Origin of the sequence: Bosea vestrisii (assembly GCF_030144325.1) — a bacterium.
Classification (GTDB): Bacteria; Pseudomonadota; Alphaproteobacteria; order Rhizobiales; family Beijerinckiaceae; genus Allobosea; species Allobosea vestrisii_A.
In genome coordinates this window covers 4,847,353-4,868,759 of sequence record NZ_CP126307.1, presented here as the reverse complement: position 1 = coordinate 4,868,759, position 21,407 = coordinate 4,847,353, and the positions used below count along the sequence as shown (strand labels likewise).

Annotated in this window: 21 protein-coding genes and 1 pseudogene; 13 read left to right on the top strand and 9 right to left on the bottom strand. The window is 66.9% G+C overall.

All coding sequences use genetic code 11. The features are described 5' to 3' along the window. Nucleotides 1-65 precede the first annotated feature (65 nt). Nucleotides 66-479, top strand: coding sequence for a hypothetical protein (locus QO058_RS23940; RefSeq protein WP_284168714.1), 414 nt, complete (start codon nucleotides 66-68; stop codon nucleotides 477-479). On the opposite strand, the gene QO058_RS23935 is transcribed toward QO058_RS23940, so the two are convergent. Continuing rightward, complete coding sequence (locus tag QO058_RS23935; RefSeq protein WP_284168713.1) at nucleotides 476-859, bottom strand: YybH family protein; 384 nt, start codon at nucleotides 857-859, stop codon at nucleotides 476-478. The two genes, QO058_RS23940 and QO058_RS23935, sit on opposite strands and share 4 nt — an antisense overlap. Nucleotides 860-960: 101 nt before the next feature. Here QO058_RS23935 and QO058_RS23930 point away from each other — a divergent pair, with 101 nt between their 5' ends. Together QO058_RS23930 and QO058_RS23925 are read left to right on the top strand one after the other, a co-directional pair. Continuing rightward, nucleotides 961-1,545 (top strand): CAP domain-containing protein, encoded by a 585-nt coding sequence (locus QO058_RS23930; RefSeq protein WP_284168712.1) that lies wholly within the window; start codon nucleotides 961-963, stop codon nucleotides 1,543-1,545. Between the two features lie 93 nt (nucleotides 1,546-1,638). Beyond that, nucleotides 1,639-2,265 (top strand): LysE family translocator, encoded by a 627-nt coding sequence (locus QO058_RS23925; protein WP_284168711.1) that lies wholly within the window; start codon nucleotides 1,639-1,641, stop codon nucleotides 2,263-2,265. A 7-nt stretch (nucleotides 2,266-2,272) separates the two neighbouring features. Here the strand turns inward: QO058_RS23925 and QO058_RS23920 are convergent, their stop codons facing one another. Next, entirely contained in the window at nucleotides 2,273-3,130 is an 858-nt protein-coding gene (locus QO058_RS23920) for a CE1 family esterase (protein ID WP_284168710.1), read from the bottom strand. A gap of 122 nt (nucleotides 3,131-3,252) precedes the next feature. Between QO058_RS23920 and QO058_RS23915 the strand changes: the two genes are divergently transcribed. Both QO058_RS23915 and QO058_RS23910 read left to right on the top strand, forming a co-directional pair. Continuing rightward, nucleotides 3,253-3,852, top strand: coding sequence for a class I SAM-dependent methyltransferase (locus QO058_RS23915; protein ID WP_284168709.1), 600 nt, complete (start codon nucleotides 3,253-3,255; stop codon nucleotides 3,850-3,852). A 53-nt stretch (nucleotides 3,853-3,905) separates the two neighbouring features. Continuing rightward, complete coding sequence (locus QO058_RS23910; RefSeq protein WP_284168708.1) at nucleotides 3,906-4,964, top strand: MBL fold metallo-hydrolase; 1,059 nt, start codon at nucleotides 3,906-3,908, stop codon at nucleotides 4,962-4,964. Between the two features lie 116 nt (nucleotides 4,965-5,080). Here QO058_RS23910 and QO058_RS23905 read toward each other — a convergent pair whose 3' ends face one another. Further along, the gene (locus tag QO058_RS23905; protein ID WP_284168707.1) at nucleotides 5,081-5,959 is read right to left on the bottom strand and encodes a GyrI-like domain-containing protein; all 879 of its coding nucleotides are present in this window, start codon (nucleotides 5,957-5,959) and stop codon (nucleotides 5,081-5,083) included. Nucleotides 5,960-6,100: 141 nt separating this feature from the next. On the opposite strand from QO058_RS23905, the gene dapF reads away from it, so the two are divergent. The 3 genes from dapF to QO058_RS23890 all read left to right on the top strand — a co-directional run bounded on the left by dapF (nucleotide 6,101) and on the right by QO058_RS23890 (nucleotide 8,907). Continuing rightward, on the top strand, nucleotides 6,101-6,985 hold the full coding sequence (gene dapF, locus QO058_RS23900) for a diaminopimelate epimerase (protein WP_284168705.1): 885 nt from the start codon (nucleotides 6,101-6,103) through the stop codon (nucleotides 6,983-6,985). After that, the gene (gene mtaB / locus QO058_RS23895) at nucleotides 6,985-8,262 is read left to right on the top strand and encodes a tRNA (N(6)-L-threonylcarbamoyladenosine(37)-C(2))-methylthiotransferase MtaB (protein ID WP_284168704.1); all 1,278 of its coding nucleotides are present in this window, start codon (nucleotides 6,985-6,987) and stop codon (nucleotides 8,260-8,262) included. Before dapF ends, mtaB begins: the two co-directional genes overlap by 1 nt. A gap of 75 nt (nucleotides 8,263-8,337) precedes the next feature. Further along, a complete protein-coding gene (locus QO058_RS23890; RefSeq protein ID WP_284168703.1) occupies nucleotides 8,338-8,907 on the top strand; it encodes a hypothetical protein in 570 nt (189 codons plus the stop codon). A gap of 15 nt (nucleotides 8,908-8,922) precedes the next feature. On the opposite strand, the gene QO058_RS23885 is transcribed toward QO058_RS23890, so the two are convergent. The 4 genes from QO058_RS23885 to QO058_RS23870 form a co-directional block, all read right to left on the bottom strand. Next, nucleotides 8,923-10,644: an AMP-binding protein gene (locus QO058_RS23885; RefSeq protein ID WP_284168702.1), complete on the bottom strand. Its 1,722-nt coding sequence runs from the start codon at nucleotides 10,642-10,644 to the stop codon at nucleotides 8,923-8,925. Between the two features lie 230 nt (nucleotides 10,645-10,874). Further along, on the bottom strand, nucleotides 10,875-12,953 hold the full coding sequence (locus QO058_RS23880) for an elongation factor G (protein WP_284168701.1): 2,079 nt from the start codon (nucleotides 12,951-12,953) through the stop codon (nucleotides 10,875-10,877). Nucleotides 12,954-13,205: 252 nt separating this feature from the next. Next, nucleotides 13,206-13,994 (bottom strand): SDR family NAD(P)-dependent oxidoreductase, encoded by a 789-nt coding sequence (locus QO058_RS23875; protein ID WP_284168699.1) that lies wholly within the window; start codon nucleotides 13,992-13,994, stop codon nucleotides 13,206-13,208. Between the two features lie 65 nt (nucleotides 13,995-14,059). Further along, nucleotides 14,060-14,803 carry a sulfite exporter TauE/SafE family protein gene (locus QO058_RS23870; RefSeq protein WP_284168698.1) on the bottom strand — a complete coding sequence of 248 codons (744 nt, stop codon included), beginning with the start codon at nucleotides 14,801-14,803 and terminating at the stop codon, nucleotides 14,060-14,062. Between the two features lie 173 nt (nucleotides 14,804-14,976). On the opposite strand from QO058_RS23870, the gene rplS reads away from it, so the two are divergent. The 4 genes and pseudogenes from rplS (at nucleotide 14,977) to QO058_RS23850 (ending at nucleotide 18,684) form a co-directional block, all read left to right on the top strand. Beyond that, nucleotides 14,977-15,369 (top strand): 50S ribosomal protein L19, encoded by a 393-nt coding sequence (gene rplS / locus QO058_RS23865; protein ID WP_284168697.1) that lies wholly within the window; start codon nucleotides 14,977-14,979, stop codon nucleotides 15,367-15,369. A gap of 298 nt (nucleotides 15,370-15,667) precedes the next feature. After that, nucleotides 15,668-16,006: a MarR family winged helix-turn-helix transcriptional regulator gene (locus QO058_RS23860; protein WP_284168696.1), complete on the top strand. Its 339-nt coding sequence runs from the start codon at nucleotides 15,668-15,670 to the stop codon at nucleotides 16,004-16,006. Next, the gene (locus tag QO058_RS23855; protein ID WP_284168695.1) at nucleotides 16,003-17,646 is read left to right on the top strand and encodes an MFS transporter; all 1,644 of its coding nucleotides are present in this window, start codon (nucleotides 16,003-16,005) and stop codon (nucleotides 17,644-17,646) included. The genes QO058_RS23860 and QO058_RS23855 overlap by 4 nt, the downstream gene beginning before the upstream one ends. Continuing rightward, a pseudogene (locus QO058_RS23850) lies at nucleotides 17,643-18,684 on the top strand (HlyD family secretion protein). Before QO058_RS23855 ends, QO058_RS23850 begins: the two are co-directional and overlap by 4 nt. A 16-nt stretch (nucleotides 18,685-18,700) precedes the next feature. Here QO058_RS23850 and QO058_RS23845 read toward each other — a convergent pair. Beyond that, the gene (locus QO058_RS23845; RefSeq protein WP_284168694.1) at nucleotides 18,701-19,114 is read right to left on the bottom strand and encodes a hypothetical protein; all 414 of its coding nucleotides are present in this window, start codon (nucleotides 19,112-19,114) and stop codon (nucleotides 18,701-18,703) included. Between the two features lie 53 nt (nucleotides 19,115-19,167). Next, a complete protein-coding gene (locus QO058_RS23840) occupies nucleotides 19,168-20,379 on the bottom strand; it encodes an aminotransferase class V-fold PLP-dependent enzyme (protein WP_284168693.1) in 1,212 nt (403 codons plus the stop codon). 108 nt (nucleotides 20,380-20,487) lie between these two features. On the opposite strand from QO058_RS23840, the gene kynA reads away from it, so the two are divergent. Further along, complete coding sequence (gene kynA / locus QO058_RS23835; protein WP_284168692.1) at nucleotides 20,488-21,336, top strand: tryptophan 2,3-dioxygenase; 849 nt, start codon at nucleotides 20,488-20,490, stop codon at nucleotides 21,334-21,336. The last annotated feature ends 71 nt before the right edge of the window (nucleotides 21,337-21,407 follow it).

The following is a 21,407-nucleotide window of genomic DNA, read 5'->3' as shown; positions in this document are numbered from 1 at the left end:
CAAGCTGAAGCGCGCAACAGCCGTTCCGCCGGCTCTTCCGAGCCGCCCCTTTCCACGGAGATGACATGAAGCTTCCGGTTCTCGCCGCCGCGCTGTTCGCGCTCGGCCTCACCCAGGCGCAGGCGCAGTCCTGCGAAGGCAATTTCTCCGTGGTCGGCACGCCGATGCTGACCGGCCTGACCTACAAGACCTGGGACATCGTGCCGAAGCGCGCGCCGGCGCGGGTGCTGAAGGACCTCGGCGCCGCGGTCTCGGCCGAAGGCTTCGCCGACATGCGCATCGACAATGCCACGAGCTCGGTCCTGGCCATCCAGGAAACCTCCGGCTCCGGCCGCCCACAGACCCTGCGCATCACGGCGCGCAAGAGCGGCGGGGGCACGCGGGTCGATGCGGTCTTCGTCGTCCAGCAGGGCCAGGTCGCGCCCGAGGCTTACGTCCGCGACGCGCTCTGCCGCGTCATCTCCGGCGCGCAGGGCTAGTCCTGCGTGGTCAACAGATTGGCATCGCGGACGAGCCGCCAGCGCCCGTCCGTCTCCTTGCGCAGGATCGTCAGCGTGTAGCCCGAGCGGCGGATGGTTTTGCCGTCCGCCGCAGTCGCGGTCATGTCGATATGATTGCGCACCCAGGCGTGCTCGCCGAGCACTTTGAGCTCGCGAATCTCGCTGCGGCCCTCGATCGTCATGGCACTCAGCCCCTTCAGCGCGGCGGCGAAAGCCTCCTTGCCAAAGGGCTCGGCGCCCGGAACCATGAAGACCACATCGTCGCTCATCAGGCCGAGCACGGTCGCGGCATCACCGGCCTTTGTCGCCACCATCCAAGTCTCGACGAGATCGCGGATCGCCTGTTCGTCATCACTCATGGGCTGCTCTCCCGGGTCGGCTTGCGATAATCGCGCCGCATTCCTCGCCTAGTCCGGCCTCGCTTCGTCGGCGTGGCGCAGCAGAAGCCGGGATTGACGTGATGACAAGACATGTGGGCGCAGCCCTCCTGATCGCCCTGCTTCTGGCCGGCTGCGCCGGCACGCAGCGCGAGGCCGCGCCTCCAAGCGCCCGCAAGCAGGAGCGCCTCGCCGCGGTGAAGGCCGACCAGGCCGAGGCAATGCGCATCCTCAATGCCTATCGTGCCGGCAAGGGCCTCGGCCCCGTCCGACTCGATTCGACGCTGACCGCGATGGCCCAGCGCCAGTCCGACGCGATGGCCGCCAGCGACGATCTCTCCCATAGCGCCGCCGGCAGCTTCAATTCCCGCGTCAATTCCGCAGGCCTCGACACGGTGCGCGCCGCGGAGAATCTCGGCGCCGGCTACTACTCGACGCAGGAGGCCTTCGAGGGCTGGAAGAAGTCGTCCGGCCACGAGGCCAACCTCTCGATGCCGCAGGCGACGCGCATCGGCCTTGCCCTCGCCAAGAATCCGCAGACCCGCTACGGCGCCTGGTGGACGCTGGTGCTGGCGGGCGAGCCGGAGAAGCGGCGGGAGATGTCAGCCGGGCCGCTGGTGCCGGTACGCGGCGGGGGGACGACGTTCCGCTGGGGCCCGCCGCTCTAGAGCGGAAAAAGGCGCAACGGTCCCAGCGAAAAAGCCCCTTTACAAACACCCCGGTCTGGTGATGGCTCTGGTTTTTAGCGGAGCCTCTACGTCATGACCTTCGAAAGCTGGGCTGCCTTCGCCGCCGCCACCGCCATCCTCCTCGTCATCCCCGGCCCGACAATCCTGCTGGTGATCTCCTATGCGCTCGGCCAGGGCTGGCGCACCGCCTTTCCGATGGCCGTCGGCGTCGCGCTCGGCGACTTCACGGCGATGACCTTGTCCATGCTCGGCGTCGGCGCGCTGCTGGCGACCTCGGCGACGATCTTCACCGCGCTGAAATGGGCCGGCGCGGCCTATCTGATCTATCTCGGCGTCAAGCTCTTCCGGGCCGGCGGCAGCCTGAATGCCGAACCGCGCCAGGACGCGACCTCGGCGCTGAAGATGCTCGGCCATGCTTGGCTGGTGACGGCGCTGAACCCGAAGAGCATCACCTTCTTCGTCGCCTTCCTGCCGCAGTTCCTCGATGCCAAGGCCGATTTCTGGACGCAGATGCTGATCTTCGAGGCGACCTTCATCACCCTCGCCTTCGCCAATGCCTTCGGCTACGCGCTGATCGCCTCGCGCGCCCGCGCCGTGGTCGGCAATCCGCGCGCCATCGGCCTGTTCAACAAGGCCGGCGGGACGCTGCTGGTCGGCGCCGGCATCGCCACCGTCGCGATGCGCTCGGGCAGCAACTGAAGCCGGGTCAGTTCGCGACCGGCCGGGCCTTCAGGCGCGCCTCGAACCAGTGGCGCGCCAGCTCGGCCCACTCCTTCGGCGGGTCCTCGTGGCCGCCGGCATGGAGCATGAGCGAGACCTGGCGGCCGCTCTCGCAATTCGTCCACGAGCGCTGCCAGACCGGACCGCGCACCTCGATCGCATCGGGGCGCGTGGTCTTGCAGCCATCGGTCGCGCGCCAGAGCTGCAGCCCCTCGAAAACGTCGCCCTGCGCATGATTGGGGCCGAGCTGGCGACCTTCGAGCGGGAAGACCTCGTCGCGCCAGCCATGGGTCTGCAGGATGTCGACCGGCCCGGCACATTTGACCGGGTGAGGACGCCAGAAATTGCCGGCGAGCGGCGCATAGGCCGCGCCGAGATCCGGCTGGCGACAGGCGAGATACCAGGTCAGCGAGGCGCCGATCGAGAAGCCGCCGACGAGAACGCGCTTGCGATCGATGCCGAAGCGAGCGGCTGCATCGCCCAGCACCTGCTGCGCGAAGGCGAGTTCATCACGCTGCTGCGGTGCATCCGGCAGGAACGACCAGCCGCGACCATAGCGGCTGCCCTGCATGACGAGCCCGCTTGGGCCAAGCACGACATAGCCGGCCTCGACGAAGGGCTTCAAAACGGAATCGGCGGCGAGGACCGCATCGCCCCCTCCGCCGGCGCCGTGAAAGAACAGGACAGCGGGTCGCTTCTGTCCGGGTGGCAGTGCCGTTGCCGGCACGGCGGCGTGGTAGTCGCCCAGCGGAACCTTGCAGGGCTCGGCCTGCGAACCGCAAGCCTGCGCCGCCGTGCTGGCAAGACCGAAGAGAAGCGCAGAAAGCCGGGAAAGCCTTGCCATCGGTACCTCGCGAAGCGAGGCGGGACTATGCCTCGACGTCTGGAGCGATCAAGCCTTGATGCTGACCAAATGTGGCAGCGATCTGCAGCAACGACCGACGATTCCTGCCCACGGAGATCACAATGTCCGGCGATGACCGCGCAACACTCGATTTCTACGCCAACGAGGCGGAAATCTATGCCGGGCGCGCCCGCGAGCTCGGCCAGGCGCGGTTGCAGCGCTTCGCCGAGCTGGTGCCCGCCGGCGGCAAGGTGCTGGAACTCGGCTGCGGCGGCGGGCAGGACAGCGAGGCTCTGCTAGCGCTCGGCCTCGACGTCAGCCCGACCGACGGCTCGCCCGAACTCGCCGCACAAGCGGAGAAGCGGCTCGGCCGCCCGGTTTCGGTGCTGCTCTTCGAGGACCTTACGGCAGAAGCGGCATTCGATGGCATCTGGGCCAATGCCTGCCTGCTGCACGTGCCACGTCCGGCCTTGCCCGGCATCCTCGCCGGGGTTCACCGGGCGCTGCGGCCGGGCGGCGCCTTCTACGCTAGCTTCAAGGCCGGCGAAGCGGAAGGCCGCGACCGCTTCGGTCGGTTCTACAATTATCCGGACGCCGACTGGCTGCGCACGACCTATGGCGACCTCGGCTGGAACCGCCTCGATATCGAAGAGGATTTGGGCGGCGGTTACGATCAAGAGCCGACCCGCTGGTTGCACGTGACGGCGATCAAGTTGTCTTGAAACGGATGACCCGGCCTTGACGCTGCGCGACCTGAACACGACTTCTCGATGTCATGACACGTCGCAAACTCCTGCGCCTCCTCGGCATCCCTGCCCTGCTCGGTTCCACCGGATTCGCCTGGGCTTCTTACGCGCGCTCGCGCAATCCCTACTATCAGGGTCCAGTCAGCGACCATTTCGACGGGCTGATCTTCAGCGACGGGCGGCCGGTCACAAAGGGGCTGGCCGACGTGCTGCGTTGGCAGTTCTCGAAGCGCGAGCGCGAGGTCTTTCCGGTGCAGTATGCCGCTCCGCCGCAGGACAAGCCGCCGGCGCGCGTCGAGTCCTTACGGGTCGTCCATCTCGGCCACGCCTCCTTCCTCTACCAGGTCGCCGGCCTCAACATCCTGATCGACCCGGTCTATTCCGAGCGCGCGAGCCCGTTCTCCTTCTTCGGGCCGAAGCGGGTGAATGCACCCGGCGTCGCCTTCGCCGATCTGCCGAAGATCGACGTCGTTCTGGTAACGCATAACCATTACGACCATCTCGACGTCGAGACGCTGGCGCTGATCCATGTGCGCGACAATCCGCGCATGATCATGCCGCTCGGCAACGACGCGATCGTCAAGGCGCGCGATGGTTCGATCCGGGCCGAGGCGCATGACTGGAGTGCCCGGCTGGAGCTGTCAGACAAGGTCGCGATCACATTGGTGCCGAGCTATCACTGGTCGGCGCGCGGCGCCTTCGACCGGCGCATGGCGCTGTGGTGCTCATTCGTCATCGAGACGCCGGCGGGCAAGCTCTTCCATATCGGCGACACCGGCTACCATGACGGCTCGCTCTATGAGCGCCTCGGCCAGGAGCATGGTCCGTTCCGCCTGGCCGCGCTGCCGATCGGTGCCTATGAGCCGCGCTGGTTCATGAGTGACAACCACATGAACCCGGAAGAGGCCGTCGCGGTGATGCGGTCATTGCGCGCCGAGCAGGCTCTCGGCCACCATTGGGGCACGTTCCAGCTCACCGACGAAGGCGTCGGCCGCCCGCCCGAGGCGCTCAAAGTCGCTCTGGAAAAAGCGGGCTTGCCAGAGGAACGCTTCCGGCCGATGCAGCCCGGCCTGGTGTGGGAGGCTTAGGCAGCCGCGCCGTCATGCTCGCCCTTGTGGCGAGCATACACGTCTTGAACACCGCTCTCGAAGAACGAAGACGTGGATGGTCGGAACAAGCCCGAACATGACGAAAACGCCGTGCCCTATTTCGGCTGGACGTAGACGTTGATCTCGAGGTTCGGGTCGCCGGGATCCTTGAGGTCGCTGACGTATTCCTCAAGGAAGGCGTCCTTCACGACGATGCTCTTGGCCTCGAGATAGGCCGTGATCGTCTCATAGGTCGAATCGATGTCGTCATAGGGCGCGGTGTGGACGAAGCGCAGCGAGCGCCCGAACGGCGACTGGCCGTTGCGCACACCGGTCGCCAGCGGCTTGCCAGCATCTGCCGGCCGGTCGACCGGCAGCATCGCCTCGAACTTGAAACCGTTGTCGTCAGTCTCGACGAACAGGCTCAGCGGCCGGCCGGCAACCTTGAGACCGGCCTTGTCGGCCTCAGCCCGCAGGAGCGCGATGGCCTCAGACAGCTTCTGGAAACCCTGATCCCAGCTCGCCTGGCCGGCGAGCAGCAGCACGGGCTTGGCGACGAGCGCGATCTCGTCGACATCGGACGGATCGCCCTGCTTGCCGGCAAGCGTCGCGTTCGGGTTCGGCGCCCCGGTCTGCTGTTGCTGGACGGGCGGCGCCGGCTGCGGATTGGGCAAGGTCGGCGGCGGCTGGACAGGTTGCGGCTCGATCGGCGTCTGCGGCGCCGGTGCCGGTTGGACCGGCTGCGGCACGACCGGTGTCTGGGGGGCTGGCGGCGGCTGCACCGGTTGCGGTTCAGCCGGGACAGGCGGATTGGCCTGGCTCTGAGCTGGGACCGGCTGAGCAGGTTGCACATTCTGCGCCGGCACCGCCGTTCCAGGCGGCGCAGCAAGCGGCGTGCTCTCCACAGCCGTCGGCGGCGCCACGCGCGTCTGCGCGGCAGCCGGATGGACGAGGGCGAGCGCAAGAAGGAGCGCGCTGAATCTCAACTGCCGCATACCCGAACTTCCCGCGCTGACACGACCGATTCGCGCCCTGCCGCAAACTACGATGATCCCGTTACGGCAGGAAGAACGCGAAGGGTGGCATTTTTTCGGCGTCACGCTCATATACCGCCATGATCATGGACATGTGACGATATGAACGCCCTCGCCAATCGCCGGTTCCTCAAGATGAACGGACTCGGCAACGAGATCACCGTGCTCGATTTGCGCGGGACGAAGCATCTCGTCACGCAAGCCGAGGCGCGCGCGATCGCGAGCCAGGAGCGCACCCGCTTCGACCAGTTGATGGTGCTGCACGACGCGAAGGTGTCGGGCACCGATGCCTATGTCCGCATCTACAACACCGACGGCTCGGAAGCTGGCGCCTGCGGCAACGGCACCCGCTGCGTCGCCTGGGCGATGACCGCCGACCCTGGGATGGGGCAGTCCGGCCGCGACGGGCTCTTGCTGCAGACCAAGGCCGGACTGCTGCCGGTTGCGCGCCTGTCGGAGACCGTCTTTACTGTCGACATGGGCGCACCGCGCCTTGCCTGGGACGAGATCCCGCTGGCCGAGCCGTTCGAGGACACCAGCCGCTTCGAATTGCAGATCGGCCCGATCGACGATCCGATCCTGCACACGCCCTGCGCCGTCAGCATGGGCAATCCGCACGCCGTCTTCTTCGTTGATGATCCCTATCGCTTCAATCTCGAGCAGATCGGCCCGCTGCTCGAGAATCACCCGATCTTCCCGGACCGCGCCAATATCGGCCTCGCTGCCGTCAAGGCGCCTGATCGCATCGTATTGCGGGTCTGGGAACGCGGCGCCGGCATCACACGTGCCTGCGGCTCGGGCGCCTGCGCGGCGCTGGTCGCGGCCGTGCGCCGTGAGCTCTCCAATCGCAAGGCGACCGTCAGCCTGCCCGGCGGCGATCTCGTGATCGAATGGCGCGAGAGCGACGGCCATGTACTGATGACCGGGCCGGCGGCGCTCGACTGGGAAGGCGTGCTCGAGCCCGGGCTCTTCGCCGCCGTCGCCTGATGGCGATCGACCTCGTCACCTTCGGCTGCCGGCTCAACCTGGTCGAGAGCGAGACGATCGAGCGGCAGGCGCTGGCCGCCGGCCTCTCCGATGTCGCGGTGATCAATACCTGCGCCGTGACAGCGGAGGCGGTACGCCAGGCCGGCCAGGCAATCCGCCGGCTCGCCCGTGACAAGCCGGAGCGTCCGATCGTGGTCACCGGCTGCGCCGCCCAGATCGAGCCCGCACGCTTCGCCGCCATGCCGGAGGTGGCACGGGTGCTCGGCAATACCGAAAAGCTCGACGTGGCGAATTGGCGAGCCCTCGCCAGCTCGAACAGCCTGCGCGCCGCGAGCCCGCAGGACGAGCCGGCAGGCAAGATCGTCGTCGGCGACATCATGCAGGCCCGCGACGCGACCCCTCATCGCACGCAGGCGCTGGGCCAGCATACGCGTGGCTTCCTGCAGGTGCAGAATGGCTGCGACCATCGCTGCACCTTCTGCGTCATCCCGCTCGGGCGCGGCAATGCCCGCTCGGCTGAGGTCGACGAGGTCGTCGCGCAGGCGCGCCACCTTGTCGAAGAGGGCGCCAGCGAGATCGTGCTGACCGGCGTCGACCTCACGAGCTATGGCCGGGAGAAATCCGACGGGCCGACGCTCGGCGCGCTCGTCGGCGCTGTCCTGGCTGCACTGCCCGAGCTGAAGCGGTTGCGCCTGTCCTCGCTCGACGCGGTCGAGATCGACGACGACCTGCGCGATCTCATCGCCAGGGAGGCGCGGCTGATGCCGCATCTGCACCTCTCGCTGCAGGCCGGCGACGACCTCGTCTTGAAGCGGATGAAGCGCCGTCACAGCCGCGCCGACGCAGTCCGGTTCTGCGACGAGATGCGCAGCTTGCGCCCAGAGATCGTCTTCGGCGCCGACCTGATCGCAGGATTCCCGACCGAGGATGAGACGATGTTTTCCCGCACGCTCGACCTGATCGAGGAATGCGGGCTGTCCTATGTCCATGGCTTCCCATTCTCACCCCGGCCCGGCACGCCGGCAGCGCGCATGCCGCAGGTTGCCGGTAGCGAGATCAAGGAGCGAGCAGCCCGGCTGCGCGAGGCGGCGGAGGCGGCCCATGCCCGGCATCTTGCCGCCCGCATCGGCCGGCCGCTCTCGGTCCTGACCGAACGTGGCGATACCGGCCGGGCGGAGGACTTCACTCTGGTGCGCTTCGACCGGAGCGTCACACCCGGCCAGATCCTGCCGGTGATCGCCCATGCCCAAACCGGTAAGTCTCTGCTCGCGGCTTGACCGATCGGTCCATGCCGGCCCAATAGCCCGCAGCAATTCGCCCGTCTCGCTGCCGTCGCAATCCGGAACTAGCCCGTGACCATGACCAGAACGCTTCGCTCGTCCGCCGCTCTCGCAGCCATTCTCTTCGCTGGCGCCGCCGCCGCGCAGTCTTATGGCGATGCCGCGACCAGCCTTTCCGTCGCGCCGCCCGCCGGCTTCAAGGCGGAGGCCGGCAAGCCGCACCCGCAGTTCGAGGTGACGATCGACATCAGCTCGAAGACCGGCACGCCGAAGGCGGTGAACAGCACCGGCCAACTCTGCACGCTCGGCTTCAAGAGCGCGGCGCAGAACGCCAAGCTGACGCGCGAGATCGTCAACGAGCAGATGGCCAAGCCGGAATGGCAGCAGCTCTACCGCGATATGTTCGAGACGATCGGTACCGTCTCCGATCTCAAGCTGTTCGAGCATCAGGGCTTCAACGGCATCGAGCTGATCGTCACGCCCAAGGCCGGCCCGAATGGGCAGAACGTGCGCATGTTCACCTCGACCCTGGAGACGGCGAAGGGCCGGACCGCGCTGATCTGCGTGACCGACCAGGCCGGACTCGCCGCCGCGCTGCCGCTGTTCAGGACCCTGCGCGCGACGATCCACGCGCCCGAATAGGCCCGCGCCCGCCGCTCAGGCTTTCTGCCCGGCGGCGACCTCCTCGCGCAATGCCCGGCGCAGCACCTTGCCAACATTGGTCTTCGGCAGCGCATCGCGGAAAATGATCTGCTTGGGCACCTTGTAGCCGGTCAGGTTCTCCTTGCAGAAGGCGCGCAGCTCATCGGCCGTGACGGCAGCGTCACGCTTGACCACGAAGGCGGTCACCGCTTCGCCGGAATGCTCGTCCGGCAGGCCGATCACAGCCGACTCCAGCACACCCGGATGCTTGGCGAGCACGTCCTCGACCTCGTTCGGATAGACGTTGAAGCCGGAGACCAGAACCATGTCCTTCATCCGGTCGACGACCTTGAACTGCCCGTCCGGCAGGAGGATGCCAACATCGCCGGTGCGGAAGTAGCCGTCTGCCGTCATCACCTTGGCGGTCTCGTCCGGCCGGTTCCAATAACCGACCATCACCTGCGGTCCGCGGATGCAGATCTCGCCAGCCTCGCCGGCCGGCACGTCATTGCCCTCGGCGTCGCGGATGGCGAAATCGGTCGAAGACAGCGGATAGCCGATCGTCCCGGTGAATTCGCTGATGTCGGTGCGGTTGACCGAAGCGACCGGCGAGGTCTCCGACAGGCCGTAGCCTTCGATGATCGGCCGGCCTGAGGCCTCCTTCCACCGCTTGGCGACAGCGGCCTGTGTCGCCATGCCGCCGGCGATGGCGAAGCGCAGCTCCGAGAAATCCACATCCTTGATGTCGGGATGGCTGGCGAGCGCGTTGTAGAGCGTGTTGACGCCGGAAAAGAGCGTGAACCGGCTCCCTTTCAGGATCTTGATGAAGCCGGCGATATCCCGCGGATTGGCGATCAGCAGGCTCTTGGCGCCGATGCGCAGCATAAACATGCAGCAGCAGGTCAAGGCGAAGATGTGGTAGAGCGGCAACGCCGTCACCATGACGTGCTGGTAGTCGCTGCGGCCATGCGGCGGCTCGAGCTGCCAGCCCAGCCAGAGCGCGCATTGCGCGACATTGGAGGCGACGTTGCGGTGGGTCAGCGTCGCGCCCTTGGAGATACCGGTCGTGCCGCCGGTATATTGCAGGAAGGCGACATCCTCAGGCGTGATCGTAACCGGGCTCATGGGCGCCGGCTGCGCAAGGATCGTCTTGAGCGCGACCGCACCTGGCAGGTTGTAGGGTTTCACTACCTTCTTGATCTTGCGGGCGACGAAATTGACGATCGTTCCCTTGAAGCCCATCAGATCGCCGGCCGTGGCGACGACGATCGCCTCCAGCTTGAGATTGGGCCGCGCCTCCTCGACGACATGGGCGAAGTTCTCGATCACGACCAGCGCGCGCGCACCGGAGTCGTTGAGCTGATGGGTGAGCTCGCGAGCGGTGTAGAGCGGATTGACGTTGACCACGGTGAACCCGCCGATCAGCGTGCCGAAGATCGTCGCCGGATTGGCCAGGATGTTCGGCATCATCAGTGCGATGCGATCACCCTTCTTGAAGCCCTGCGCCTGCAGCCAGCCGGCGAAGGCGCGGGCCGCACGACCGATCTCGGCGAAGGTGATCGACTTGCCGAAACTCTCGAACGCCGCGCGGTCGGGATAAGTCTCGGAGGCGCTGCGGATCAGATCGGCCAGCGTACCGACCTTGGTCTCATCGATGGTGGGCGGCACCGCCGGCGGATAATGCGCCAGCCAGGGACGTGCACCCGGCGCCGCCTGAACCGCTGAAACTGCCGTCATCGTCATCCTCCCTTAGCAACCCTGCCCTGTTTTCGGGCCTTGGCCGCAGCGGCGGCGATCGTCGGGCACGACCCGATACGAAATCCGCTCTGTTTCCTTCTTGCGCTACAGTGCGCATGGCTCACGGCGGGCGCAAGCGCCCGCCGTGAGAAGGTTTACATATAAACTTTTGCGCTGCAACAGGCCCGCCTTGTTCCGCTCAGGTTGAACCAAGCGGATCGAAGACAATCTCAGCGTGCTTGCGCCATCGTATGGGCCGCAACCACCGCGTCGGCCGGCTTGCCGGCGAGCTCGGCAAGATGGTCGAAGCGGGCGCTGAACGAGCCGACGCCGGCCGTCGCCGAGCGCAATTCGACGATCAGCCCCGCCATCTCGGCCTCCGGCATCAGCGCGTTGATCTGATCCCAGCCGCGCCATCCGGGCCGCGCGTCATAGCCGAGGATCTGGCCGCGCCTCGCCGAGACGATCGCCGAGGCGCGCGACATCGCATCCGACGGGATCACGATCTCGACCGCCAGGATAGGCTCCAGCAGCACGGGCTTGGCCTGCGGGGAGGCCTCACCCATCGCGATCCGCGCTGCCTGCCGGAAGGCCATGTCGGAGGAATCGACCGTATGATAGGAGCCGTCCGTGAGCGTCACCTCGATGTCGACGAGCGGAAAGCCGAGCGGTCCGCGCTGGCAATAGTCGCGCACCCCGGCCTCGACCGAGCTGATGTACTGCCTCGGCACGACGCCCCCGGTGATCCGGTCGACGAAGCGGATGCCCTCGCCGCGCTGCAGCGGCGCGATCTCGAGCACGACATCGCCGAACTGGCCGTGGCCGCCACTCTGCTTGCGGTGCCGGCCGCGCGCGCTCGCCTTGCCCCGCAGGGTCTCGCGATAGCCGAGCTGCGTCGCACCACTGTCGACGCTGATGCCGTAGCGCCCGGCGAGCCGTTCGAGCGCCACGCGCAGATGCATCTCGCCCTGACCAGAGAGGCGCATCTCGCCGAACTCGGCGCGATGTTCGAGGGCGAGCGCCGGATCCTCCTCGATCAGCTTGGCGAGGCCGGCGGTCAGCCTGACATCGTCCTTGCGGTCCTTGACGCCGACCGACAGTGCATGGACGGGCTCGGGCGGCGCCACGGCGCTGACGATGTCAGGCCGGACCTTGCCGACCGCGATCGCATCGCCGGTGCGGATGCCTTCGAGCCGCGAGAAGGCGACCACCTCGCCCTCCTCCGCCACCGGCCGTCGCTGCTGGTCTGTACCCTTGAGCTCAAGCACGCCGCCGATGCGGGCTTCGACACCGCCGGACGAGGTCAGCACATCGCCTTCCGCCATGCGCCCGCGCAGAACGCGCGCCAGAGAGAGCTTGCCGCCCTGCCCCGACTGCCAGGTCTTCAGCACCAGCGCGAGCGGCGCGCCGCTGTCGACGACACCGATCCGCCCGCGCGTCGCCTCCAATATGGGGGCCTCGTGCCTGAGTGCCTTGAGCAACCGGGTGACGCCGTTGCCGCGTTCGGCTGCGCCGATCAGCACCGGCACGACATGGCGCTGCTTGAGCTCGCGGGCGAGATCATCGAAAACGAGGTCGCGCGGCGGCTCGATATCGCCGAGCAGCCCCTCCATCAGCTCATCGTCATAGTCGGCGAGCTTCTCCAGCATCGAGAAGCGGGCATCGCGCTCGCGTTCGACCTCCTCAGGCGCCAGCGGCACGATCTCGCTCGGGGCGTGCTCGCGATAGATGAAGGCCCGCTCCAGCGCGAGGTCGATGAAGCCGACGGCGATGCCGTTGCGCCAGATCGGGATCTGCCGGAGCAGCAATGGCGTGCGCGAGGCGCGCTGCAGCAGGGCCAGTGTCTCGCGCACGCGCCGCGAAGCGGAATCGATCTTGTTCAGGAAGAGGAAGCGCGGAATGTCGGCCTCCTCGAGCTCGCGCAGCACGAGCTCCAGAGCCGGCGCCTTGCGATCGTCCGCCTCGCAGACCACGACCGCGGCATCGACCGCCGGCAGGACATGGCGCATCTCGTGCAGGAATTCGACGGAGCCGGGGCAGTCTATGAAGGTGTAGCGCTCGCCCATGAAGTCGACGCTGGCGACGTTGGGCTCGGTGCTCATCTGATGGGAGCGCGCCTCGGGCGAGGCATCGCCGACGCTGTTCTTCGTCTTGACGGAGCCGGCGCGCGAGACGGCGCCGCAACGCTCCAGAATGCTCTCGAACAGGCTGGTCTTGCCACTCTGGAAGGGACCAACGATGGCGATGCATCGTGGGCCCCTGCCTCTGACGCCGGACGGGTTTCCTCCACTGCTGGAAGTCACAGCCATGTCGTCCTCCTTCGGTTCTGGCCGCGCGCGGACGTTGGCATGAAAGCCTTATGTCCGGGACGGCGGTTGACCAGCGGGAACGGGGGATGGAGCGCCCACGCCGGAAAGGCGGCGGTCGCTCAGGCCCGACAGGGTCGGGCGGCCGTCGAAGAGGGGTGTCGGAAGACAGGTTCGCGCCGTTCCGGAGTCGGCGCAAGGAGAATGTTGTCGCCGCTCGGGGCCGGCTTCCACCGGCCCGCGGCTACCGGGTTTTTAGCGGTTGCGCCTTTGCCCGCGCAGTGTCGGCAGGCCGATGCCGACCGCGTCGAAGCCGCCATCGACGGCGAGCACCTGGCCCGTGATGTAGCTCGCCCGCTCGCTGCACAGGAAGAAGATCGCCTCGGCGAGCTCCTCTTCCGCGCCATAGCGCGCGAGCGGGATGGCATCGTGATAATCGGCCCGGATCTCGGGCGAGTGCACGGCCTTGGCCATGGCGGTCTCGACCGGCCCGGGCGCCACCGCATTGACGCGGATGCCGAGGCCAGCGAGCTCGGCCGCCTGCTGCTTGGTGAGATGGGCGAGCGCTGCCTTGCTGGTGCCGTAGGCGACGCGCAGCGTCGAGGCGCGCAGGCCCGAGATCGAGGTGATGTTGACGATCGCGCCGCCGCCATTGTCGGCCATCACCGGCGCCGCAGCCTGCGTCGTCAGGAATGGTCCGTCGAGATTGACCGCGAGCACGCGCCGCCATTCGGCGTAGCTCGTCTCCAGCAGCGGCTTGAACACGGCGGTGCCGGCATTGTTGACGAGAGCATCGAGCCGGCCGAAGCGCTCGACCACTGCATCGACCGCCTCCGCAACCTGCTCCGGCATGGCGACGTCGCATGTGATCGTCATCGTTGCGGTCGGCGCATCGAGCTCGGCCATCGCCCGGGCGAGTTCCGGCGCGTCGATGTCGAGCAAAGCGACACGCCAGTTGTCGGCGAGGAAGCGCTTGGTCGTCGCGAGGCCGATCCCGCGCGCTGCCCCGGTGACGAGGGCGGTCTTGATCGAACTCTCGGACATGTCGTTACCCCGCTATCCATAATCCTGCCGCCTGCATACAGCTGGGCGACGCCGGCCGGAAGCATTCAGCGAAAGGCGGCGGCGAGCAGGAACAGGCCGGAGAGCAGCATCATCGCATCGAGCAGCAGCGCGAAGGTGCGCGTGTCCATGCGCAGCACCAGTGCCTTGCCGATGAAGGCCCCGAGCATCAGCGAGGAGCCGACGACGACGCCCTTGACGAAGATCGCCAGCGGCATCGCGCCCAGGCTCCGGAAGGTCGCGACCTTGGTCAGGTAGATCAGCAGCGACGTCGCCGCTTCCGTCGAGAGCAGCGCGCCCTTGGTCAATCCGAAGGCGACGAAGGCTGGAATGCTGAGCGGCCCGGTCGAGAGCACCAGCCCGGTCAGAAAACCGATCGCGGCGCCAGCCAAAGCCAATTGCCAGAGGCCGAGCTTGATCTGCCGCGCCTCGAGCCAGCGTCGCCCCGGAATCATCAGCAGAAAGAACAGGCCGAGGCCGATATCGATCACCGCCGGGGGCAGCTGCAGCAAGGTACGCGCGCCCAGCATCGCCGCCGGGATGCCGGGCAGCGCATAGGCGAGGAAGGCGCGCCACTCGACCTCGCGCCACCAGGCCGCGAGCCGCGCCAGATTCGCCATCACCGCGGCAACGGCCATGATCGGCACGGCCTGCTTCGGCCCGAACGACCAGACCAGCACCGGCAGCAGCATGATCGAGGAACCGGTGCCGACCACGCCGCCGATGGTGCCGGCGATCAGCCCGACGAGCAGGGTGAACAGCGTCGCGTAGGTCAGGATCTCGGCCGGCATGCCGCACCTCGTCGCCTTGCCGGCGAAATTGTGCAAGATGATCGAACACCGGCCCGGCCCAGCCGCCGCAGCGTCTCGACAAACCCGCCGCGCTCCTGTAAGGCCCGGCACTCAACTTAAAACAGCGAGCCGAAAGCCCGCGCTTCCGCGCGAACACGGCCATGGAGAGACCCATGAACATCATCGAGCAAATCGACCAGGAACAGATCGCCAAGCTCGCCGGCGGCAAGGAAATCCCGCATTTCCAGCCCGGTGACACCGTGCAGGTCAACGTCAAGGTCAAGGAAGGCGAGCGCAGCCGCGTCCAGGCCTATGAAGGCGTCTGCATCGCCCGCAATGGCGGCGGGCTGAACCAGAGCTTCACCGTCCGCAAGATCTCCTATGGCGAGGGCGTCGAGCGCGTCTTCCCGCTGTATTCGCCGAACCTCGACTCGATCAAGGTCGTCCGCAAGGGCAAGGTTCGCCGCGCCAAGCTGTATTACCTGCGTGATCGCCGCGGCAAGTCGGCCCGTATCGCCGAGCGCGTCGATGCCAAGCCGGCCAAGGGCGAGAGCAAGGGCAAGTAAGCCGCTCTTCCTTTTTGAGGTTTCAGGAACGCGGCCTTCGGGCCGCGTTTTTTGTTGCCTGCGCCAACGCAAGCCGCCGCCCAATTCATTCCCACAGCGCATATCGAAGGCGCAAATCAGAATTTGCAATGCACCATTCGCATTGCTATGTCAGCATATCATTAGCAAGCTATTCATATGGACGCTATGAACTCTCCGGAGCTTCAGGCCGCCTTCACCGCCGAGCTGGCTTCGGCCAACCGCAAGCTCAGGGCGCTGGTCGACGAGCGCGCCCGCGATATGGGGCTGACGCTCGCGCGTGCTCGCCTTTTTGATGCAGCTCGCCAAGGCGGACGGACCGATCCAGTCCGATCTCGCCGGGCTGCTCGACATCGAACAGCCGACATTGGTGCGCCTGCTCGACGGCCTCGAACGCAACGGCATGATCGAGCGCCGCGCCGCGCCGGGCGACAGGCGCGCCCGCCGAGTCTTCCTGACACCAGTCGCGCGGGCCCAGGCCGAAGACATTCTCGCCTTCCTGGCCGAGCTCCGCGCCGGCGTGCTCGACGGGATCGAACCGGGCGAGCTGGAGATCGCCTTGCGTGTCCTCAGCCGGATGTCGGAGAACATAGTTGCCAGCCGAGGCGCCCCGCGATGAGCATATCCTCGCCTGCTCCCGAGATCGTGCCGCAGCCGGCGGCACCCGCCGCGGCCGGCATGAGCCGCGGGCGGGCGCTTGGCTACATGCTGGCGTCGACGATGCTGGCTATGACGCAGCAGGTCGGTGCCAATCTCGTCGCGACGAACGTCTACCAGATCCAGGGCGATCTCGGCGCCACGGTCGCCGAGACCAACTGGCTGGTCGCCGCCTATATGGCGCCGAACGTCTCGCTCTCGATCGCCCTGATCAAGATCAGGATGCAGTATGGGCTGCGCAATTTCGCCGAGATCAGCATCGCCGGCTTCGTGCTCGCCGCTCTGCTCAATTTCTTCGTGCACGACCTGCAATCGGCACTGGTCGTGCGCTTCATGAGCGGCATCGCGGCCGCACCGATGTCCTCGCTCGCCTTCCTCTACATGATCGAGCCGCTACAGCCGCGCCAAAAGCTCACGGTGGGTCTGTCGTTGGCGCTGACCAACACCACGCTGGGCATCCCCGTCACGCGGCTGATCTCGCCGACCCTGCTCGAGATCGGCGGCTTCCACGGGCTGACCTTGTTCGAGATGGGGCTGGCGCTGGTCGCCTTCGGCCTGGTCTATGCTTTGCCGTTGACGCCGCCGCCGCGGGTCAAGGTGATCGGGCCGCTCGACGGGGTGAGCTATCTTCTGATCGCAGTCGGCTTCGGCGCCATCGCCGTCGCGCTCTCGCTCGGGCGCATCTATTGGTGGCTGGAAGCGCCCTGGCTCGGCTGGCTCTTTACCGGTGCGATCCTCTGCCTGACCCTGGCGGCAATCATCGAGCTGCACCGCAAAAGCCCGCTCATCGACATACGCTGGCTGACCAGCCCGGCGACGCTGCACTATGCCACCGTCCTGCTGCTGTTCCGCGTCGTGCTGGCCGAGCAGACGGTCGGCGCCTCCAATTTCTTCCAGGCGCTCGGCTTCCAGAACGAGCAGACCCTACCGCTCTACGGCGTGATCCTGGCGGCAATCCTGGCAGGCGGCTTCACCTGCGCGGCGCTGCTGCGGCCCGGCCGGGAGAATGCCTTCTACGCGGCGGCGCTGGTCTGCATCATGACCGGCGCGATCCTCGACAGCAACGCGACCAACCTGACCCGCCCGGACGACATCCATCTCAGCCAGGCGCTGGTGGCCTATGGCTCGGCCCTGTTCCTGCCGGCGGCGATGGGACAGGGCCTCGCGCCGGCGCTGGCGCGCGGACCGGTCTACATCCTCAGCTTCTTCGTGATCTTCCTGTTCACCCAGAGCATTGGCGGGCTGCTCGGCTCGGCGCTGTTCGGCAGCTTCATCACGCTCAGGACCAGCTTCCACTACAGCCAGCTCGCCGAGCATTTCTCCCTGGCCGATCCGCTCGTCGCCCAGCGCATCCAGGAGCTCGGCGGCGCCTATGGCCATGTCCTGACCGACCTTGGACTGACCCGTGCCGAAGGCGTCACCCTGCTCGCCCAGCAGGCGGTCCGGGAAGCGACCGTGCTCGCCTATAACGACGCCTTCCTGCTGATCGCTCTGATCGCCGGCAGCGCCCTCGTCGGCCTGCTCGCCCATCTCACCGTCCTGCGCGTGCGGGAACGCTTCGCCACCCCTGCCGTCACTCCTTCACCTGCGTCCCAGCCATGACCCGCATCTTCCGTTCCGTCTCGACCTATGTCGCGCTCGCCATCGGCCTCATCGGACTGGGCGTCATCCTCTACGCATGGCGGCTGCCGCCCCTTCGCCAGCGCGATCGAGACCACCGAGAATGCCTATGTACGCGGCCAGGTGACGGTGATCGCGCCACAGCTCGCCGGCTACATCGCCGAGGTCGCGGTGCAGGATTTCGCCACGGCGAAGCAGGGCCAGCTCCTCGTCCGCATCGACGAGCGCATCTTCCAGCAGCGACTGGAGCAGGCGCGCGCCAGCCTCGCCGCACAGCGCGCCGCGCTCGCCAACTCGGAGCAGGCCCGCCACGCCGCCGAGGCGCGCCAGCGTGCCAGCGAGGCCAATGTCGCCAGCGCCGAGGCGGCCTTGCGCACGGCGGAAGCCAATTGGGGCCGGATCGAGCCGCTGCGCGAGCGCGGCGTCGTCAACCAGACCAATGCCGACCAGAGCCTGCAGGCGCTCGATCAGGCCCGGGCTGGGTTGACCGCGAGCAATGCCGCCGTCGACGTCTCACGGCAGGATGTGCAGAGCGCCATCGTCAACCGGCAGTCCCTCGAAGCGGCGGTCCAGGGCGCCGAGGCCGCCGTCCATCTCGCCGAGATCGACCTGCAGAACACCCGCGTCACCGCCCCACAGAACGGGCGGCTCGGCGAGGTCTCGGCCCGGCTCGGGCAATACGTCTCCGCCGGTACGCAGTTGATGGCGCTGGTGCCGAGCCAGGTCTGGGTGATCGCCAACTTCAAGGAGACGCAGCTCTCCGGCATGCGCATCGGCCAGAACGTCAGCTTCACCGTCGATGCGCTGCGCCATGCCCGGCTGACCGGAAAGATCGAGCGCTTCTCGCCGGCGGCCGGCTCGGAGTTCAGCGTGATCCGGCCAGAGAACGCCACCGGCAATTTCGTCAAGATCGCTCAGCGCGTGCCGGTGCGGATCGCCATCGATCCAGGCCAGGCATTGGCGGAGCGGCTTTCCCCTGGCATGTCGGTTGTGGTCAGCGTCGACACCGCCCAGCGCTGACGAGGCCACCACCGGCTCAGTCGGCGATATCGACATCCGTGAGCTGGAACCCGCTCGGCGTCTTCGTGAAGGTGAAGATGTTCCCGCCACAGGCGATGGCGTAGATTTCGTTCTTGGCGCCGTCGCGATCGTAAGTGGGTTTGGTGCGCTGGAGACAGGCGCGGTTCTTAGCGGTGAAATCGCGCGGCCAGACCTTGGCGCGGAACTGCGCGGCATCGCCGATGGAGGCGTCGGCCATATAGGGCAGCCGCGTCAGGCCGGCGACGGCTACAGCATCGTTGGCTTTCAGGGCCGCACGGAACTTTCCGATGAAGCCGTCGAACTCCTTCTGCACGGCCGGCGAGGCGGTGGCTTTCGCAGGAGCCTGGGCGAAGGCGGGCGCGAGAGAGGCAAGAGCGGCTGCGATCAGAAGTCTCGACAGGATTGCCATGGTTCAGCTCCGTCTGACCGATCAGCCGCGATGCGCGTTGATCGGGCCAGATCTTACCGCAACGTCATCAGCCGCTCCAGCAGCAGCTTCACATCGCTTTCGGTCTGGTAAAGCCCGAAGCCGACACGCAACCGGTCGCCGCGCAGGTCGACGATGATGCCGGCCTGCCTGAGCTTCTCATGCCAGAGCGCCGCGTCGGCATGGCGGAAGGTCAGGAAGTTGCCGCGCGCCGGTTCGGAGAGCGGAACGACAAGGTTCGCCGGCGCAAGCACGCCGCAGGGCCGCCGCGCCAGCCCGGCCATGACGATCTCCTGCAAGGCATGGGCGTGGGCATGGATCGCTAGCACATCGAGGCCCTTGGCATCGAGCCAATCGAACATCGCGCCCATGCGGTAGAGGCCGGATGGGTCGAAAGTCGCGCCCATGAAACGCCAGCCGTTCTTGGCATAGCCGATGCTGTCTTGCGGGCCAGCGAGCGCGCCGAACGAGGCATACCAGCCGGTATCGCGCGGGCGCATGGCGAAGCCGGGTGGGCAGTGCATGAAGCAGGCGCCCTCGCCGGACATGGCATATTTGTAGCCGCCGGCGATGTAGAAGGCCTTGTCCGCGATAGCCGAGAGATCGGTCGGCCTCGCCAGGAAGCCGTGATAGCCGTCGACGACGACGAGCCGGCCGGGCGCCGAGACGCCGCCGACCAGCTTTTCCAGATCGGTCAGCGCATAACCGGAATTGAAGTGGACCTGGCTGACGAAGACCATGTCGGGGCCTGGACCGTGCTGGGCCGCCGCGACCAGCCGCTCCGTCAGGCCAGCGAAGGGCTCGGCCGGCACGACGGTGAGCTCGATCAGGCCGTCCTCCGCCAGCCGCTCGATCTGGCGGCGGAAGGAGTGGAACTCGGCATCGCTGGTCAGGATGCGCGGCTTGCGGTCGCGCGGCAGGCAGGAGAGCAGCCGGTTGACGAATTCATGGGTGTTGTTGGCCGGCACGAGCCCGTCGATCCCGGGCAGGTTGAGGTGCCTCGCCACGCCCTGCGCGACCTTCTGCCAGACCGGGCCGAGCACCTCCTGCCATTTGCCGTCGACGAGGCGGGCGGCATCGTCCCAGGCGCGTACGTGCGCCTCGCGGGTGGCATCCGGCCAGAAATGGTGGCTGTGGGCCGCGAAATGCAGCTTGGCCGGCCAGTTCTGGCGGAAGCGCGAGAACTCGGCGGAAAGATCGAAAGGCGGACGGCCAAGCGTTGCGGGAGCATTCGTCATCTGGTCCATCGCCATCCTCGTGCTTCCGCGAGCCTTGCCGATGCGGCAAAATACTTTAAGCTTAAAATATCTCGCGCCTCTCCTCAGTCAAGGCGCGAGTCCAGCGAGGACGGCGCGATGACCACCGGGACAGGCGATCACAAGAGCCGGATCGAACCCGGCATCCAGACCGATTTCAAGGAGCGGATGGACTATGGCTCCTATCTCGGCCTCGACCTCCTGCTCGCGGCGCAAAAGCCGCTGAGCGATGCGCCCGACGAGCTTTTATTCATCACCATCCACCAGGTGCAGGAACTCTGGCTGAAGCTCGCCGCGCATGAGCTCGACGGCGCCATCGCCGCGATCAGGACCGACGAATTGCAGCCGGCCTTCAAGTCGCTGGCACGGGTCTCGCGCATCCAGGCGCAATTGATCAGCGCCTGGGACGTGCTCTCGACCATGACCCCGGCCGATTATCTCGCCTTTCGCGACGCGCTCGGCCAGTCCTCGGGCTTCCAGTCGCATCAGTACCGCGCCTTCGAGTTCCGCCTCGGCGCCAAGGATCCGCGCATGCTGGCGCTGCATCGCCATCATCCCGAGCATCACGCCCATCTCAAGGAACTGCTGGAGGCTCCGAGCCTCTATGACGAAGCCTTGCGCCTGCTAGCGCGGCGCGGCCTGCCGGTCCCGGCCGACTGCATCGAGCGCGACTGGAGCCAACCACATGTCGCGAATGAGGGCGTGAAGGCAGTGTGGCTGACGATTTACCGCGACACGCACAGCTATTTCGACCTGTACGAACTCGCCGAGGAGCTGGTCGATGTCGAGGACCAGTTCCAGCAATGGCGCTTTCGCCACATGAAGACGGTCGAGCGCATCATCGGCTTCAAGCAAGGCACCGGCGGCTCCAGCGGCGTGAAGTTCCTGAGGACTGCGTTGGAGCGTTCGTTCTTCCCGGAGCTGTGGCAGCTGCGGAGCGAGCTGTAGCTTTTACCCGCGCCGTCATTCCGGGGCTTCGCGTAGCGAAGAGCCCGGAACCCAGAAACGATGCCTTGTGC